Below are 17,721 nucleotides of genomic sequence, written 5' to 3' on the forward strand. Positions count from 1 at the left end.
GTCTTCGAACCTACTCCTGCGCATCCTCGCGCGGCCAGGATCAGTGGGGAACGCGGCACCCCCGCTGCACGTAGGCATCCATCTCGCCTTCGGGCACCATGGAGCCGCCGGTCAGCCACGCCAGGTGCATCGCGTCGGTCGGGAGGTTGAGGCCAGCTCCCCGCCCGGCGGCGATGCGGGCGGCGGAGTCGAGGGCGGCCGCGGAACTGGGCTCCACCCGGATGCCGTCGGCCTCGGAGAGCTGGGCGAGGCGTCGGAACATGGCGTCATCGCTGACCGTCACGAACGCGTCCACCAGCTTCTCCACCGCGGCGCCCACGAACCCGGAGGGGCTGGCGCAGGCGAGGCCGTCGGCGACGGTGACGTTGGTGAGGCCGATATCCCGCACCGAGATCTCCTCGTGGGCGCCGGTGAGGACGCCGAGCAGCATCGACGGGGACTGGACGGGCTCCACGAAGATGCAGCGCACCGCGTCACCGAACTCGGTCTTCAGGCCGAAGGCGACACCGCCGGGGCCGCCGCCCACACCGCACGGCAGGTGCACCACGAGGGGTTCGGCCTGCGTCGGTGTCCGGCCTTCGCGGCGCAGCTGGGCGGCGAGGCGGCGGCCGGCGACGGCGTAGCCGAGGAACAGGGAGCGGGAGTTCTCGTCGTCCACAAAGTAGAGGGAGTCGTCGCCGGCGGCCTGGGCGCGGGCCTCGGCGACCGCGACGGAGTAGTCGGCGTCGTATTCGACGACTTCGACGCCGTGGGAGCGCAGCATGTCCTTCTTCCAGGCGCGGGCGTCGGCGCTCATATGGACGCTGACGGCGAAGCCGAGCTGGGCGGACATGATGCCGATGGACAGGCCGAGGTTGCCGGTGGAGCCGACGGCGATGCGGTGGCGAGCGAACAGGGCGCGGGCGTCGTCGCCGGCGAGGATGCTGTAGTCGTCGTCGGTGGAGGTGAGGATGCCGTGCTCGAGGGCGAGCTGTTCGGCGTGGACGAGCACTTCGTAGATGCCGCCGCGGGCTTTGATGGAGCCGGAGATCGGCAGGTGGGAGTCGAGTTTGCCCCACAGGTCGAGGGAGCCGACGGGGCCGTCCGCGAGCGCGGCGCTGGTGCCGGGGAGGGCCGCGAGGGGCGATTCGATGATGCCGGGGGTGCCCCAGTCGGCGGCGGAGGAGGCGGTCTGGGGGAAGACAGCGGCGAGGTAGGGGGCGAAGCGGCGGAGGCGGGCGTCGGCGTCGTCGATGTCGGCGCGGGTGAGGCCCACGCTCGCCAGACCGACGGATGCCGGTGTGGTGAGAGCGGGCTCGTTCAGCCAGATCGTGGGGCGGGCGGCGGCGATCTCGCTGATCACGGGGTGTTCGCGCTCCCAGGCGGCGAGGGGGCGGCCGGCGAGCAGGTGGGGCTGCGTGTCAGGGGTGCGGTCCATTCGCCGATCATGTCATGCATGGTGCGCCGTTCGGCGGGCACTGACGGTTCCGATGTGTCCGTTCTGCGGATATTCTGTGACCATGAAGCGCTTGCACCGCGCCGGCCTGGTTCCGGCGCTCACTCTCACTGCTGTTCTGGGTCTGTCGGGCTGCGGCCTGTCGTTCGGCGGTGATGAGCCGTACGCCAAGGACGATTCGGGCGGCGGGTCGTCGTCCCCGGCGTATGCGGGATCGGAGAACAGCCCCGGCGCGTCCGACGGAGGCGGCGAGTCGCCCTCCGCTTCCCCCACCGAGTCGGAGTCGCCGAGTCCAGAGGCGAGTGAGTCCCCGTCGGCCTCGAAGAAGCCGTTCCAGCCGGCGCCGTCCTCCACCACGGACAGCCCTCAGCAGGCGGCGCCCGCTCAGCCTGCGCAGCCGGCCCCCGCGCAGCCGGCCCCGGCTCAGCCGAGCAGCGCGCCCGAGGACGGCGGCCCCTACCATTCCCAGTTCAACGAGTCCGACAGTGACTTCATCGATGCGCCGGTCACCGCACCCGAGGGCCTGCCGCCGGAGATGGTGAAGGGGTATCGGAAGCTGAAGCCGCCGCCGTCGGGGGCGTGGGCCGAGGACCACATGCAGCCGTGGATCACGTATGACACGGCGTCGGACCTCTCCTGGGTGCAGGTCATCAGCACGGACAAGAAGTACAGCCAGATCCTCCTGTTCCACAAGGGGAAGTACATCGGCGTCACCACCGGCAAGGCGCAGCCGGGGCATCAGACGGTGACGCGGATGTCCAACAGTTCGATCCTCGTGATCTACCGGACGGATCGGGGCAACTACCAGGTGACCTACACGTGGCAGCCGGGCAATAAGAAGGAGCCCGTGCGAATGGACGGCGACGCCCCCGTCATGAACTGACGCCGAACGGCCCCAGTCGAGCGGGCGCGTTCAGCGCTGCCGCCGCGGCGGGCGCGCTCAGAGCACCAGTGTCTCCACCAGGGTGAACACGCCGACGGCGGCGAGCAGCCCGGAGAACACCAGGGTGAGGGTGGAAGGGCGCGCCTTCTGCGACAGCGGCCCGCCGAGGAGCGAGCCGGCCATGGAGCCGGCGAGGAACAGCAGCACGAGCGGCCAGTCGATCTGCACGTCGGTCCCGATGCGGGCGATGAGGGACACCGCGGAGGACATGATCATCACCAGCAAACTGGTGCCGGCTGCGCGCCGCATGTCCAGGTGCAGCCCGATCACGAGCATCGGCACCACGATGAACCCGCCGCCCACACCGAAGAACCCGGTGAGGAGGCCGGTGAGGGTGGCGGCGGCGATGAGGAGGGGCAGTTTGGGGCGGCCGACGGGTGAGAGCGTCGCCTCGGTCCTCTGCTCCGCCTCGGCACTGGTCTCAGCGCGGGATTCGCCTGCCGCATCGGCGCGGGCTTCGGCTGCAGCGTGGGCGCGGGCCTGGGCTGCGCGGCGGTTCTCGCTGCGGCGAGTCTCCAGGCCGCGCCTGATCATCGCGACCGCCACGAGCATGAGCAGCGCGGAGAACAGGATGAGCAGGATCTGCCCGGGGACGAGTGCGGAAGCGCGGGACCCGGCGACAGCGCCGACGAGGGAGATGCCGCCGAAGATCAGGCCGTCGCGGACGGCGACGGAGCCGCGCCGCCAATGGTGGATGATGCCGACGATCGCGGTGACACCGACGATGACCAGGGATTCCGCGGCCGCTGTGTGGGGGTCCTGCGCGAGCAGGTAGACGAGCACGGGAACGGAGAGGATGCCGCCGCCGGCTCCGAGCGCACCGACGACCAGGCCGATGCCGAGGCCGAGGAGGATGGGGAGGACCATGCCCCCATGGTCTCACTGAGCAGGCACGCGATGTGAGGCGCAAAGCCGGAGGTGGAGTTGAATGCAGAAACTGGTACGAACTGCTCGATCAACGACGATGGCCCTCGGCGCCGTCTCGAACGCACCGCGTTGCCAGCAGTTCAGCACTTTCACTCATGCCAAGCCTGCCTTCGGCAACCCCAATGACCAGGTCATACGCATCATCATCTGGGGCGACGAGGTCCCACCCATTGAGTCCGAGGAAAACATGAACAGCAAGGAACCCAAGCCTCTTGTTGCCATCGACCAATGGTCGATGGCAAACGAGTGACTCCAGCAGTGCTGCGGTCTTTTCCATCTCCGTTGGGTAGACATCATTGCCCCACAGAGTCGTGGTGGGACGTACGGCAGCAGCTTCGAGGAGGCCCAGGTCCCTGATTGGCCCAACATCAAGATCATCGATGAGGCCCAAGAGGTCCACAAGGTCCAAGAACTGTGTCATTGACCCAGCCGGTCCAGCAGCTCGGCATAACGAGCCCGACCCGATGAGGACAGTCGGCGCACCTGTTCACGATGGGCGCGACGCTCAGCCGCCTCGCGAATCGCACGGGCGACCGTCTCCTGTTTGCTGAGCCCCTCGGCGCGCGCAAGCTCGGCAAGCAGTCGATCGTCATCGGGGGAGAGTCGAAGAGTCATGGCCATGACAACATGGCATCAATCCGGTACCACTGTCGCGATCCCCACCTCGGCTCCTGCGGGATGTCGCACCTCTCTGGCTCGCCTTCAGCAGCATCAAGGCTTGCGCGCCAGATCACACCCGTGTCTAGAATGGCTCTCATGACGATCACGCCTCCTGCTTCGACGACTGCTGTTCGAACCGATGGGGGCGCTGCCCCGTCGGCCTACCTCCGCCATCCGGATCTGCACGATGACCTGGTGGTCTTCTGCGCCGCCGACGACATCTGGGCCGCTGACCTCCCCACCACGGAGGGGCCGGCCCCGCATGCGCGGCGCCTCACCGACGACGGCGTGCCCGTCTCCTACCCCCGCATCTCCCCCGACGGCGCCCATGTCGCCTTCACCTCCAGCGCCACCGGCGCCCCCGAGGTGCATGTGGTCTCCACCGACGGCTCCGCCGACGCCCGCCGCCTCACCTATTGGGGCAACCGCAGCACTCGAGTCGCCGGGTGGCTGGAGGACGGCCGGATCCTCGTCACCACTGGTCACCGCGCCCCGAACACGCAGCGCGACGCACAGCTGTGGGCCCTCGACCTCGACGGCGGCGCCGACCTGCTGCCGTTCGGCCGCGCCGGCGAGATGGTGCGGCACTCCTCCGGCGTGACGGTGGTGGTGACGCCGTGGCGGAAGGAGCCGGCGCACTGGAAGCACTACCAGGGCGGCACCGCGGCGCGCCTATGGGTCTCCCGAGAGGACGTCCCACTCGATGCCCCGCTGTCCGAGCACGCGCAGCGCACGTGGGAGCCGCTGCGCGACGACCTGCTCGCCTCGAAGACCCGCCTGGCGTTCATCGGCGACCGTCTCGTGTTCGCCTCCGACACCCCGGGCGAAGGCGCCTCCCTGACCGATCGTGCGTCCGGGAACCTGTGGTCGATCGCGCTGGATGGAACCGATCTGCGCCGCCACACCGACATCGACAGCGCCGACGGGTACCTGCGCGACCCGGCCGTGTCCGGTGAGCGGATCGTATTCACCTCCCGCGGTCGACTGTTCGTGAAGGACTCCCTCGATGCGCCCGCCCGGGAGGTTCCGGTACAGGTCAGCGGTGTGGGCGCGTCCCGTCGGCCCTCCCTGGCGGACCCGGCGCATGCGCTGATCGCGGCGCGGCCCACGCGGGATGCGCGCGCATCGGTGATCGAGTGGCGAGGCAGCGCCCATGTGCTGACGCACCGCGGCGGCCCGGCGCGCCTGCTGGCGGGACAGTGCGGCCTGCGGATCCGGGAGGCGTCACCGCTGGGCGGCACCGGGTACGCGGTGTTCGTGACCGATGAGCTCGCCCAGTCCGACCGCGCCCCCAGCAGCGCCGATGCAGCGGGCGCAGGCGGTGCCGCAGCTGAGCCGGTCGTCGGCTCCGACGCCCTCGGTGTCCGCCGTCTCGACGCCTCCTCCAACGCCGACGTGTTCGACCTCGGCGATGTGGGCCGCATCCTCCATGCCGTCCCGTCCGCCGACGGCCGGCGCGTTGCGATCAGTTCGCACGACGGCGCTGTCCGCGTCGTCGACCTCGACCACGCCGGCGAGGGCGCTGACCTGCGCATCTCCCTCGGCGGGGTGCGGAACATCGCCCACTCCACCGGCGGTGAGGTCGCCGATCTGGCGATCTCTCCGGATTCGCGCTGGCTGGTGTGGTCCGAACCGAACTCGTGGCATCTGAGCCGGCTGATGATCGCGGACCTGGAGGAGAAGGACCCCGTCGGCCGGCCCCTCACCTCCGGGGCGTTCCGGGAGGCCCACCCGGCGTTCTCCGCGGACGGCAAGCATCTGGCGTTCGTCTCCAGCCGCACTCTCGACACCGTGTACGACGACCTCGTGTTCGACCTCGCGTTCGTGAACGCGCAGCGCCCGCACCTGCTGCCGCTGGACCGCGCCACGGAGGACCCGTTCGGGCCCCGCGTGGACGGCTGGGCGGCGACGGCAGCGGAGGCGAAGCCGGACGAGGCGGGCAGCACCGCCGGCCGCCCCGGCGCTGACGGCGCTGCGGCGATGCAGGCCGACGGCACCACGGCGGCAGCCGGTCCCCAGTCCCCGGCTGCCGCCCCGACCACCACGGTGGACCTCGACGGCGCGGAGCAGCGGATCCTGCCGTTCCCCGTGGAGTCCGGGCGGATCTCGCAGCTGCAGGCGGTGAAGGACGGGTTCGTGTGGCTGCGCCACCCGCAGGAGACCGTCATCGGCTCCACCCGCGCCGGAGTGGAGGGGGACGCGCCGAAGCCGACTCTGGAGATGTGGAACCTGAAGGACCGCCGCCTGCTCACCCTCGCCGAAGGCGTGGACCAGGTGGAGGCGTCCGGTGACGGTGAGCATCTGGTGATCCGGCAGGGCGATGCTCTCGTGCAGATCCCGTCGGCCCGCACCACCGAGGAGGACGACCCGGCGCGCATCGAGATCGACACGTCCCGCCTGCGGCTGATGGTGGATCCGGTGGCGGAGCGCCTCGGGATGCTGTGGGACAACTACCGGATCATGGCGCAGCAGTTCTGGCGGGCGGACATGGACGGGCAGGACTGGCACGCGATGACCTCCTGGTACGAGGATGTGGTGCCGCGCCTGGTCACCCAGAGCGATGTCGTGGACATGATGTGGGAGGTGGTCGGTGAGCTCGGCACCTCGCACGCCTATGTGACGCCCGCCGAAGTCGATGTGGAGAGGCCGCCGATGCCGGGCCTGCTGGGTGCGGAGCTGGTCCGCGACGGGGACGCGTGGGTGATCGAGCGGATCCTCACGGGGGATTCGTCGGATCCGGCGTCGCGCTGCCCGATCCTGGCGCCCGGTGTGGCGGCGCAGGTGGGTGACCGCATCGTCCAGGTGGACGGCCGTGACGTGGACCCGGCCCAGGGGCCGGCGCCGCTGCTGGTCGGCACGGCCGACAGGCCGACGGAGCTGGTGCTGGAGCGGCCCGGCGCGACGGGTGCTGATGCGCGCCGCCGCGTGGTGGTGGTGCCGACGGGTGACGAGCATGACCTGCGGTACCAGTCGTGGGTGCAGTCGCGCCGCGAATTCGTGGCGGAGCGCTCCGGCGGCCGCCTCGGCTACCTGCACATTCCGGACATGATGTCCGGCGGGTGGGCGCAGATGCACCGCGACCTGCGGGCGGCGTCCGAGAAGGAGGGCATCGTGGTGGATGTCCGCTACAACAGCGGCGGCCACACCTCGCAGCTGGTGACGGACCGGCTGGCGCGCCGCGTGGTGTCCTGGGACTACCCGCGGCATCAGGAGCCGGGCACGTATCCGGCGTTCGCGCCGCGCGGCCCGATCGCGCTGGTGACGAACCAGGATGCGGGCTCCGACGGCGACATCGTGAACGCCGTGTCCCAGGCGATGGGGATCGGTCCGGTGATCGGCACCCGCACCTGGGGCGGTGTGATCGGCATCGACGGCCGCTTCGACCTGGTGGACGGCACGGGCATCACGCAGCCGAAGTATGCGTCCTGGTTCGAGGGCAAGGACTGGGGGATCGAGAACTACGGCGTGGATCCGGACATTGAGGTGCCCATCCCGCCGAGTGCGTGGGTCGCGGGTGAGGATCCGCAGCTGGCGCGGGGCGTGGATGAGGTGCTGGCGGCTCTGACGGACCGCCCGGCTGCGGTGGCTCCGCCGCTGCCGCCGGCCCGCTACGGCGATGGCGGCGCTGCCTGATCCCACCAGCCCTGCGCTGGGTGAGCGCCTCGCCGAGGCGTGGGCCGACGGGTCCCTGATTCCCGTCGGCCCCGCCCCGGCTGCCGAGCTCCCCGCTTCCGAGCACCCTGCTCCGAAGCTCCCGCCTGCCGAGCGGGTGCGCGCGGACCTGGTGGGCACCGGCGAGTCGTATGCGGCGTGGCGGCTGTCCGCACCGGGCACGGACCCGGTGACGGTGCGGGTGCCGCTGACGGACGCGGCGGTCGGCCTGGAGTTCCCGGCGCTGCGCCTGGTGCAGGAGCACGCGCCTCAGGCGGGGCCGGCGCCGCTCGCCGCCCACCCGGATGGGGCGACGAGTCCGATCGGGGTGCCGTGCGCGGTGACGAGGTTCGTGCCGGGCGAGGTTCTGTCTCCTCAGGGGTGGACGCCGGCGCATCTGGCGGCGCATGCGCGCCTGCTGGCGCGCCTGCACACGATCGCGCTGCCCGGCCGGGGCGCTGTCCCTGCGCTCGCGCCCGGGCCGTTCTCACTGGAGGCGGAGGCGGCGTCGGTGTTCGCATGGTGGGAGGAGCACCACCCGGAGGCGCTCGCGCTGCCCGGCGACCCCGCCGGCAGCGCTGGGGCCGACGGAACCCGCCGCATCCTGGACCGCGCCCTCGCGTTCTGTTCCCGCATCGACCGCGACGCGGGGCTGACCAGCGATTTCGTGCTGTCCCACGGGGATCTGTGCGCCACGAACGTGGTGTGGTCGCATTCTGAACACCCGAGCCCCGAACGCGACCGCACGGCCGCCCCCGGCACACCGGTGCCGGGGTTCATCGACTTCGAGTGGGCACAGGCCGATGACCGCGCCCGCGACCTCGCCATCATCGGCGGCGCCGTCCACGGCGGCCCCTGGTACGTCCCGATGGACGACGCTGCGGTCCGCGCATTCGTCGCGGAGTACGTGCGGGAATCCGAATCGCTGACGGATGCGGCCGCGCCGCTGGATGCGGATCATCTTCTGCTGCGGCGTGACGGCTGGGTCGCGTACGAGCGGACGGCGATGCTGCTGCACTGCTCAGCGCGCGCATCCGTGGGCAATGAGCTTCACCGCCGCGTTCTGCCGGGCCTGCGGGAGCGCCTCAGTGCGTTCCTCGCGGGCTGAGGCGACCCGGCACGGCGCCCGGGATCCGCTTGGTGTCAGCGGGAGGCGACGCTGTGGCGGGACCCGTCGGACCCACCGGTGCCCGCGGAGCCTGCCTGCGCCGCCCACCGAGCGCTCGCGAGAGGCGCAGCGAGCAGGCCGACGGGCCCCGCTGCACGTCGTGATCTTCACCGGCAGTCTCCTCACGGTCTGTTGGATGATGGGCTTCGACATCCGCGCCATACTCACAGGCACCCCCTCCGCCACGAGTCCGATCACCGGCGGCCCCTTCCTCCTCTTCCCCTTCCTGTTCGCACTGATCGCCAGCAGGATTGTGGTCGGCAAGATCCAGAGCGCCCTATCGGGCCACCGGACCCCGGCCAGTCCGCAGCGCCCGTCGGCCCCGTCCCAGCGCTCGTCGGCCCGATCCCGACGGAGCGCACTGCGCAGGCAGAGCTCCCCGGTCTCCGGTGCCGAGACGGTCGACCCGTACAGCGATGCCTCCCCATGGTCGTCGCGCGGCAACGACATCGGCTATTCCCGCGCCTTTGAACCCGCTCCTGGCGGTGCCGAGCAGTGGCGCCGGGGCGATGCAGCAGAGGAGAAGACCAGCGACCCCATCATCAGGATCGGCGACTGGGTGACGCGGAACAAGGGGGCCAGAACCTTCGCATCACTGCCCATCGCGTTCGTGCTCAGGGTCTTTCTGCCGACGCTCTTCTTCTCCGCGGCCGCTGCGTTCCTCATGCCGCGGGGCGCGGGGACGTCGTTCCTGGCGCTCATGGTCCTTGTCGCGCTCGGCGGGACCCTGCTGATGGCGGCGTACTACCGCAAGGCGAAGGATCAGCAGCGCAAGGAGCGGCAGTCCGCCTACCTGAGGGACAACGTCACGCAGTTCAATGAGGAGTTCGGCTCTTCGGACGTTGACAGCGGCCGCCCCAGCACCTCGGACCCCGACCCGTCCTGGCGCTGGGGCTGAGGGGGCCAGCACTTCCGCCTGATACCATCGTGCTTCCACGAAGCACACCGACACAGATGCAGCCACTCGCAGCGGTGTGCGCGATCGGATTTCCTCTGTTCGTACTGATCAGCACGCTTCAGCGCCGCCGGTAGACTGTGCTGCGCTTCAGAGCGGCCGATAGACCGCCGCTCTGGGTCCCCCCTCCTCCATTCCGAGCCGATGCAGGTGTTTGGGGTCCCGCTGCCAGTCCCGCGCCACCGTGACCCTCAGATCCAAGCAGACGGGAGTTCCGAGCATCCTTTCGATGCCGGCGCGGATAGGACACCGCCCGCCCCGGCAGGAAGCCGGGGCGGGCGAAGAAGATGCCACAGGGATTCAGTTGATGTAGAACGGTCCCTGGCGTGTGATGGTCTGCGTCTCGCCGCTGGGCAGCCGATAGGTGACCTTGCGGACGGAGACGGCGGCGGCCGCGAACTGGGTGGACATATCCTTCAGGCCCTTGGCGTCCGCGTGGTAGGTCAGCCTCGGGGTGGCTCCGCCGCCGGCACTCTGCGGGACGTAGTTGTGCGGGTGCTTACCGTCTGTCACGCCCGTCGCGAAGAGGTAGCTCTTGCACGTGCGGTCCGAGTTGTAGGTCGGGGCGGGCAGCAGGGAGGCCGGCACGACGCCGTTCCGCGTGGCGGCCGTGTAGGTGAACTCCCACGCCTTGCTGACCCCGAACGTGCCCGTGTAGTTGGGGTAGTTGTTCTTGAAGGCGGTGGCGTACCGGCTGAAGTCGTAGTCGAACCAGTTGCGGGTCATGGCCCCCGTGGCACCGTTGGCCGGATCCCACACCTTCGCGATGGGCTCCTTCGCGAGCTGGTAGAAGCTGATGTCGGTTGTGCTCCGGGTGGTCCCAGCCGCCGTCCATCGGCACCCGGTGATGTCCTGGTAGCTGGAGTTGCACTGATTCTTTTTATCCTTGACGTGGGAGTTGCCGAGGTCGTAGAAGCCCGGCCCCCGGCCCTCGTTCACCGAGTCATCGCGGGCCATGAAGATGAACGACTGGGTCATGCTGACGATCTCGGCGTCCGCGGGGATGTTCATGACGTTCATCCACGTGCCGACGAAATCGAACACCTGCGTGGTGTCGCGGGAGTTGGCGCCCCAGTTATAGGTGAGGTCCGCGTATGCCTCGATCTTCGGCGTGCAGTTCGAGGGGCTGGGGCTGACCGCATAGGCCGGGGCAGCGACGGCGGTGGCCACGGCCGGGGCGGCCCAGGCGATGCCGGCAGTGATGGTTCTGCGATTGATCGAGCGCGTCTGCTCGTTGGCCAAGGGGAACCCCTCCTCGAGGTCTGGAGTGACTGGTGGTCAAGATCTGAAGTGAACCGTGAACGAACCGTTTCAATGACCAGCTCGCCATCAGAGACGGTAACTCGCCATCAGACATGGTAACTAACCATCAGGGATGGTAACACAGCTCCTGCGCAGGTCGTGGCCGCGCCGAGACTCACGTCACCCCCTCGCCTCCACCTTCGACCCCCCCGAAACGAAAAAACAGCATGACCGCTCGCACTGGCACCCGCCGCACTCTGCTCACTACCGCTGCGTGGTCCGTTCCTGACGTCGCGGTCTCGGTGGCCGCCCCGGCCTACGCCGGCTCACCCCAGCCGCCGAAGGGCAGCGGTGACTACGGCCTGTTCGTTACAGCATCAGCGGAGGGCGACAGCATGGGGAACATCAACACCACCTCGATCCTCGCCGACTACACCGCTGCGGATACTCCGGAGGAGTCCTTCAGGAACGGCAGCACCTGGGTGGAACCGGACAAGAACTGGGATGACGCCACCGGTCGACCTATCTCCCCGACCCCGCCGTACTACAACGGAGAGGGCTCCTACACCCCGGCCGGCAACGCCGGCGGCAGCGCCGGCAGCTATGCCGCCAGCACGGGCTTCTGGTTCTCCTCCCCCACCACGGCCCCCGGAACGGGAACCAATTACACCGGCACCGCCACCCTGAAGCCCGGCGCTGTGTTCTCCTCGAGGATCACGATCGTGGCGATGCCCGGGGGAACCCACCCAGTACGCGACGAACAGGACGCGGGAGTTGACCGGCAACTACACCCAGCCGCTCACCGACGAAACCAACCGCTACAACGACTACATGGTGAAATCGCAGGCCGCCGGCACGCTCGCCCTGAAGCCGGGCACTGAGCGCACCTACGTGAATGATCAGGGCCGGAACGTGTGGGAGGGCATCGTGACCTTCACCACGACAAGGCGACGTCGACCACCGCTGAGAAGCCGTTCACACAGGTGAAGATCCTGCCGTACCTCGGTTCCGGCTTCCAATCGACCTACAGCTGGACGATCACTTCGTGGGTCGACTCGGCAACGATCACCGACAGCACCGGTGCCACCTCTACGGTGCTGTCGAACCAGGATCTGAAGACCACGTCGTTCGTCAACAAGTAAACCTCCCCGCTGGCCGCCGACGGATTCCTCCGCGCGGCCGGGTACGACATGAGCCGCAGTGCCGATCAGCACTGCGGCTCATGTCATGGAGACGGGCTCCCTGCGGGGCCCTAGCCCTCTGGTGGGCGGGATGCGCGCCGGTTCAGACCTGCGGCGACTGGTAGCCGGGGCGTTCGTTCTCATTCAGCCCCTGGTGCTCGACCTGCGGCTCCGCCGGAGCGGCACTCCCACCGAAGGACGGCGCACTCGGCGCCTGATCCGCGTCCGCGCTGTTCTGCGGGGCCGCGCTCACAGCGGTATGTCCGGCGACCGTTGCTGCCGGCACGGAGGCGCCATCGGTGCCGTGGAACTGCGGAGCCTCCCCCTGCGGATGGTTCTGGCTGTGCGTGGACGCAGCCGCTGCGCCCGCACCGCCGGCAACGGCGGCGCCGGCGATCAGCTTCGGAATCGCGCCGACCACCAGGGCCGCCACAATGCCGAGGACGACCGCGAGGATGCGGATCATCCCCGGATCCATCGTGGTCATCTCGAACAGGAAGTAGCGCGAGGCGAAGTACACGATGACACCGGCGAGGGCACCGAGGCCGCCGCCGGCGGCGTTGGCACCGCTGTTCTTCTTCCGACCGAACATGAGGGGCTCCTTCTTCAGGGACTGAGGGGGTGTACGCCGATCACGCTACGCACGCCGCACCGCTTCGCACAGGGGGAGCCGATCCCCGAAGCATGGGGAGTTGATGGGGACCCGGCTCCCACCTGGGCGAACATCAGTCTTCAGGCGAAGAAGGCGACAGTCAGTTCCCGCCGTTCCCCTTGTCCTCAGCGTCGTGGTCATGGCCCTCGTGGTCATGGCCCTCGTGGTCATGACCGTGCTGGTCGGCACCGTGGTCGTGGTCGTGACCGTGGTGCTCACCGCCTCCGTCGGACGCCTCGCCCTCGTGGCCGTGCTCGTGGTCGTGCCCACCGGACACCTCAACCTCACCCGACGGCGACCCGGTCGTCACCTGCACCTCGTGCGGAACCTCCGGCAGATCCAGCGAGCGGTAGAGCTTGCCGGACTCGATGTCCACCAGGTGCAGCTTCTTCGCGGCCGGCTCGGTCACGAAGGCGGTCCCGTCGGCCACGGTGACCAGCGGGGCTGCCTGCTGCCAGTTCTTCGGCTCCTTCCACGGCTTCACCACCGGCACCTCATGGATCGGCTTACCGGTCTCGGGGTCGATGATGCGCAGCTTGCCGTCGGCGGTCAGCACGATCGCCTCCCCCTCCGGGCCGCGCTCGAGGGAGCGGAACCAGTAGGGCGAGCCGAGGTCCACCTTCTGCTGCTTGCCGGTGCGGGTGTCGAGCAGGCCGATCACGGTGCTGGCTTCGGAGCCGTCGCCGTCCTCGGCCTTGGGCTCACCATCGGTCAGGATGATCGACGAATTCTCACTGCCCTTGAGGTTGCCGGAGCGCTCAGCGCCCGCAATGGGGGCGACCTTGTGGAACTTCCCGTCGCGGTAGACCACGGGCCCGTTCTCGCAGCCGAGGGCCACAACATCGCCCTTCTCGGTCGGCTCAGCGACGGCCTCGCCGTGCACGCCCGGGCAGTCCTTCGTCTCGGCGGTGACCTTGCCGTTCTTGTCCTTCACCTGCACGGTGGTGCGCTCATCCTCCGTGCCCTGCGTGGTCAGCAGGCCCCCGTCGGCCAGCGGGACGGCCACCCCGTGGTGCGGGGCGTCGGTCTTCGTGGTGACGGCGGCGCCGAGGTCGCCATCGGCGAGGGCCGACGGGTCCATGATCGTGATCTGCCCGGTTTCGTCCGAGAAGAGAGCGGTGCGCTCGCCGTGGGGCACCACATGGCCCGGGTGCGGGGCCTTGACGGTGACGTCGGTGATTCGGGGCTCCTGCTCGAAGAAGTGCTTGTGGTCGCCGTGGGGCTGCTCGATGAGGCCGGTGTCGTAGGCGGTGAACTGCTCACCGTGCGAGAGCATGACGTGACGGCCGTCGCCGGCGGGGTTGAGGCGGACATAACCGTCGAGCTTCTCGGTGCCGAGGACCTCGCCGCTCTCGGCGTCGATGGTGGTCACGCCGCCGTCATGTGCGAGCACGACACGCGGGGACAGCGCGGCGACCTCAGTTTTCTTGGGGGCCGACGGCTTCGCGCTTGCGCTGGGGCTGCCGGACCCGGCGTCGGAAGCGCCCGACGAGGTGGCTCCGGCGCCGCAGCCGGCAAGGGCGAGGGCAAAAGCCCCGGTCAGAGCAATGCCGCGAACTTTCCTAGGAATGGTTCTCATTGGCTTCATAGTGATGGAGACTAGCAGCAGATGGGAGCCGTTCGCATCTGCAGTGTCGGGTGGCGCGCGCTGCAACGACCGAAATCCGCGCAGTCTGAACGTTTTCTCGGGATTCGGTGGAGCCTGATCTGCAACGATGTCACCCATGAACAAGAAGGAACTCATCCAGGACGTCGCTGCAGCTACCGACCTTCCGCAGGCTCAGGCACAGGAAGTCGTCTCCGCAGCACTCGACTCGATCATCAAGGCCGTCGCCAACGGCGACAAGGTTCAGATCGCCGGCTTCGGCACCTTCGAGCCGCGCGAGCGCGCAGCTCGCACCGGCCGCAACCCGCAGACCGGCGCTCCGGTGGAGATCGCCGCCTCGACCGCACCGGCCTTCAAGCCGGCCGCAGCGTTCAAGGACGCCGTCAACAAGTGACCCCGTGATCAGCACGGGGGCGCCCCCTGAGCTGATCCAGTGACCTGCTGAGCGCCCCGCTCCCCGTTCGCCTCGCACAACGGAGACGGGGCGCTTTGCTGTGCACCGCCTCCGCTCCCCCGGGCTCCCCGGGCCCCTGGGCTCCCTGCCGCCGCCACCGGGCCACTCCCACAGGGCCCGCGCCGGGGGACGGCGCTGTTCCCGGCCTGGGGTCGGCGCTGCTCCCGGGCTGGGGTCGGCGCAGGGCCTGTGCACATTCCGACCAAAAACCGGGCGTACGGCTCCGTAACGCCCCGCAGGCCCCGATTCGCTCCACTTTTTGCACAGCACTCGCGCTGCCGTGGCGAGGCGCGACCTTTGCACAGCACTCACGCTGCCGTGGCTAGCCGCGCCTGCCCCGGCCTCCGCTCCCGCGTAGATTGGCGCGCGTGAACCAGAACAGCAGCACCGCGAGCCCCAGCCCCAACACCGCCGCAGCCACCGCCCCCGCCCGGCCCGGACTCGACCTCATCCCCTGGCCGATCCGCACCGACCGCCTCGTTCTGCGCCGCCTCCGCCCCACCGACCTCGACCGCCTCTGGGAGTACCGGAGCCTGCCCGAGGTGCACCAGTGGCTCGGCGGGTCGATCACCGACTTCGCCGCGTTCGAGGCACGGTTCCCGTCGATCTGCGAGCACGGCATCGCCGTTGAGCTCGACGGTCGCGTCATCGGGGACCTTCGCGCCGTGGTAGGGGACGCCTGGTCACAGGTCGGCATGGAGCACCTGGCGAAGAACACCGAAGCCGTCCTCGGGTGGGTGTTCGACCCGGAAGCCGCGGGCCGGGGCTACGCGACCGAATCCGTCGGCGCCCTCATCACCGCGTGCTTCGCCCACCTCGGCGTGCGGCGCGTGAGCGGCAGCTGCTTCGCGGCGAACGAGCCGTCCGCGCGGCTGATGAAGCGGCTCGGGATGCGACTGGAGGAGCACTCCCGAAAGACCGCGCTGCACCGCTCCGGCGAATGGATGGACACCATGATGTTCGGCGTCCTCGCCGACGACTGGCCGGAGCGCTGAGAGCGAGAGGGGCCGGAGCGCTGAGAGCGAGAGAGGCCGGGGCGCTGAGAGGCCGCAATCTCAGAGACTGAACGTGCGAAACGGCCCCGCACCCCGTCTGAACGAACAGGCAGGAGGCGGGGCCGGTGCGGGCAGGGCCGGTGCGGGCAGGGCCGGTGCGGGCGGGGCGCTGCAGGCGAGGTGCGCTGGCTGCGGGGCCGAGGCTGACTGAGGCGGCTCACGCCGCCGGGCCGGGCCGGATCAGATCACGCCGAAGGCGAGCATCGCGTCGGCGACCTTCTTGAATCCGGCCACGTTCGCGCCGATCACGTAGTCACCAGGGTGCCCGTACTCCTCGGCGGTCTCGAGGCAGTCGGTGTGGATGTTGCGCATGATCTCGGTGAGGCGCTGCTCCGTGTACTCGAAGGTCCAGCTGTCGCGCATGGCGTTCTGCTGCATCTCCAGCGCGGAGGTGGCCACACCGCCGGCGTTCGCGGCCTTGCCCGGGCCGTACAGCACCTTCGCATCGCGCAGAACGTGGATCGCCTCCGGGGTGCACGGCATGTTCGCACCCTCGCTGAGGGCCTCCAAACCGTTCTTCACAAGGGTGCGGGCGGCGTCAGCGTCGAGCTCGTTCTGAGTGGCGCACGGCAGGGCGATTTCGGCGGGAACATCCCACACGGAGCCGTCCTTGACGAAGCGGGACTTCCCGCCGCGGCGCTCCGCGTATTCGCTGATGCGGCCGCGCTCCACGCCCTTGATCTGCTTGAGCAGGTCGAGGTCGATGCCGTCCTCGTCCACCACGTAGCCGGAGGAGTCGGACGCGGTGACGACGGTGGCACCGAGCTGCTGCGACTTCTCGATCGCATAGGTGGCCACATTGCCGGAGCCGGAGACGAGCACGCGCTTGCCGTCGAAGCTCTTCCCCTTCGCCTTCAGCATCTCCTCGGCGAAGATCGTGGCACCGTAGCCGGTCGCTTCGGTGCGGACCAGCGACCCGCCCCAGTTCAGGCCCTTGCCGGTGAGGACACCGGACTCGTAGCGGTTGGTGAGGCGCTTGTACTGGCCGAACAGGTAGCCGATCTCACGGCCGCCCACGCCGATGTCACCGGCGGGAACGTCCGTGTACTCGCCGAGGTGGCGGTGCAGCTCCACCATGAACGACTGGCAGAAGCGCATGATCTCGCCGTCGGAGCGGCCGTGCGGGTCGAAGTCGGAGCCGCCCTTCCCGCCGCCGATGGGCAGGCCGGTGAGGGCGTTCTTGAAGATCTGCTCGAACCCGAGGAACTTGATGATGCCGAGGTTCACACTGGAGTGGAACCGCAGACCGCCCTTGTACGGGCCGAGGGCGGAGTTGAACTCCACGCGGAAGCCGCGGTTCACGCACACGTTGCCCTCATCGTCCACCCAGGGGACGCGGAAGATGATCTGGCGCTCGGGCTCGCACATCCGCTCCAAGACGGACGCTGCGGCGTATTCGGGGTGACGGTTCTCCAGCACTTCGAGCGATTCAAAGATCTCCCGGACAGCCTGGTGGAACTCGGGTTCGCCGGCGTTGCGTGCAAGGACTTTGTCCATTGTGGTCTGCAGGCTCGAGTTCACCATGCGCGATACCTCCGTGATGGGCGGGTGGGGGACGGGTCGATGCTATACGCCCTGTCCGTCATGCGGGAAACACTTTCCCCCATGTGGACTGATTCCCGGTACGGGGAGGGCGCGCGACCCCTATACTGCCCGCCCCGCCAGGCACCGGGTGGGCTCATCGGCCCGAACTGTGGGGCTCGTACCGTCCCCGTCCACGTGCCGCTGTCCGATCGCCGATCCGCCGGCTGACTCCGGGGCAGGCAACCGGCCGAGGCCGGGGCGGACAGTC

General features: G+C 69.3%; 16 protein-coding genes. 8 read left to right on the forward strand and 8 right to left on the reverse strand.

Annotated elements, in window-relative coordinates:
- Positions 1-40: 40 nt before the first annotated feature.
- The gene (locus tag R3I40_RS09915; RefSeq protein WP_285261878.1) at positions 41-1,417 is read right to left on the reverse strand and encodes a D-serine ammonia-lyase; all 1,377 of its coding nucleotides are present in this window, start codon (positions 1,415-1,417) and stop codon (positions 41-43) included.
- Positions 1,418-1,499: 82 nt separating this feature from the next.
- Between R3I40_RS09915 and R3I40_RS09920 the strand changes: the two genes are divergently transcribed.
- Positions 1,500-2,318, forward strand: coding sequence for an LppP/LprE family lipoprotein (locus tag R3I40_RS09920; RefSeq protein ID WP_239376463.1), 819 nt, complete (start codon positions 1,500-1,502; stop codon positions 2,316-2,318).
- Positions 2,319-2,375: 57 nt separating this feature from the next.
- Here the strand turns inward: R3I40_RS09920 and R3I40_RS09925 are convergent, their stop codons facing one another.
- The 3 genes from R3I40_RS09925 to R3I40_RS09935 form a co-directional block, all read right to left on the reverse strand.
- Entirely contained in the window at positions 2,376-3,245 is an 870-nt protein-coding gene (locus tag R3I40_RS09925; protein ID WP_239376461.1) for a sulfite exporter TauE/SafE family protein, read from the reverse strand.
- Positions 3,246-3,333: 88 nt separating this feature from the next.
- Positions 3,334-3,726 (reverse strand): type II toxin-antitoxin system death-on-curing family toxin, encoded by a 393-nt coding sequence (locus R3I40_RS09930; RefSeq protein WP_239376459.1) that lies wholly within the window; start codon positions 3,724-3,726, stop codon positions 3,334-3,336.
- Complete coding sequence (locus R3I40_RS09935) at positions 3,723-3,926, reverse strand: type II toxin -antitoxin system TacA 1-like antitoxin (protein WP_239376456.1); 204 nt, start codon at positions 3,924-3,926, stop codon at positions 3,723-3,725. Before R3I40_RS09935 ends, R3I40_RS09930 begins: the two co-directional genes overlap by 4 nt.
- Before the next feature lie 135 nt (positions 3,927-4,061).
- On the opposite strand from R3I40_RS09935, the gene R3I40_RS09940 reads away from it, so the two are divergent.
- The 3 genes from R3I40_RS09940 (at position 4,062) to R3I40_RS09950 (ending at position 9,682) form a co-directional block, all read left to right on the forward strand.
- Entirely contained in the window at positions 4,062-7,598 is a 3,537-nt protein-coding gene (locus tag R3I40_RS09940) for a S41 family peptidase (protein WP_285261879.1), read from the forward strand.
- A complete protein-coding gene (locus tag R3I40_RS09945) occupies positions 7,582-8,724 on the forward strand; it encodes a phosphotransferase family protein (RefSeq protein ID WP_317699971.1) in 1,143 nt (380 codons plus the stop codon). The genes R3I40_RS09940 and R3I40_RS09945 overlap by 17 nt, the downstream gene beginning before the upstream one ends.
- Positions 8,725-8,920: 196 nt before the next feature.
- Positions 8,921-9,682: a hypothetical protein gene (locus R3I40_RS09950; RefSeq protein ID WP_285262469.1), complete on the forward strand. Its 762-nt coding sequence runs from the start codon at positions 8,921-8,923 to the stop codon at positions 9,680-9,682.
- 357 nt (positions 9,683-10,039) lie between these two features.
- On the opposite strand, the gene R3I40_RS09955 is transcribed toward R3I40_RS09950, so the two are convergent.
- Complete coding sequence (locus R3I40_RS09955) at positions 10,040-10,981, reverse strand: hypothetical protein (protein ID WP_285262470.1); 942 nt, start codon at positions 10,979-10,981, stop codon at positions 10,040-10,042.
- Between the two features lie 227 nt (positions 10,982-11,208).
- Between R3I40_RS09955 and R3I40_RS09960 the strand changes: the two genes are divergently transcribed.
- Both R3I40_RS09960 and R3I40_RS09965 read left to right on the forward strand, forming a co-directional pair.
- A complete protein-coding gene (locus R3I40_RS09960; protein WP_285262471.1) occupies positions 11,209-11,862 on the forward strand; it encodes a hypothetical protein in 654 nt (217 codons plus the stop codon).
- Positions 11,863-11,895: 33 nt separating this feature from the next.
- Entirely contained in the window at positions 11,896-12,123 is a 228-nt protein-coding gene (locus R3I40_RS09965; RefSeq protein ID WP_285262472.1) for a hypothetical protein, read from the forward strand.
- 142 nt (positions 12,124-12,265) lie between these two features.
- Here R3I40_RS09965 and R3I40_RS09970 read toward each other — a convergent pair whose 3' ends face one another.
- Positions 12,266-12,754, reverse strand: coding sequence for a hypothetical protein (locus R3I40_RS09970; RefSeq protein ID WP_285262473.1), 489 nt, complete (start codon positions 12,752-12,754; stop codon positions 12,266-12,268).
- A gap of 160 nt (positions 12,755-12,914) precedes the next feature.
- Entirely contained in the window at positions 12,915-14,393 is a 1,479-nt protein-coding gene (locus R3I40_RS09975) for a WD40 repeat domain-containing protein (RefSeq protein ID WP_285262474.1), read from the reverse strand.
- 145 nt (positions 14,394-14,538) lie between these two features.
- Here R3I40_RS09975 and R3I40_RS09980 point away from each other — a divergent pair, with 145 nt between their 5' ends.
- A complete protein-coding gene (locus R3I40_RS09980; RefSeq protein ID WP_183377152.1) occupies positions 14,539-14,814 on the forward strand; it encodes an HU family DNA-binding protein in 276 nt (91 codons plus the stop codon).
- A gap of 428 nt (positions 14,815-15,242) precedes the next feature.
- Positions 15,243-15,869 (forward strand): GNAT family N-acetyltransferase, encoded by a 627-nt coding sequence (locus R3I40_RS09985; protein WP_285262475.1) that lies wholly within the window; start codon positions 15,243-15,245, stop codon positions 15,867-15,869.
- Between the two features lie 240 nt (positions 15,870-16,109).
- On the opposite strand, the gene gdhA is transcribed toward R3I40_RS09985, so the two are convergent.
- Entirely contained in the window at positions 16,110-17,453 is a 1,344-nt protein-coding gene (gene gdhA, locus R3I40_RS09990; RefSeq protein ID WP_183377150.1) for an NADP-specific glutamate dehydrogenase, read from the reverse strand.
- Between the last annotated feature and the right edge of the window lie 268 nt (positions 17,454-17,721).

This window comes from Helcobacillus massiliensis, assembly GCF_033106145.1.
GTDB lineage: Bacteria > Actinomycetota > Actinomycetes > Actinomycetales > Dermabacteraceae > Helcobacillus > Helcobacillus massiliensis.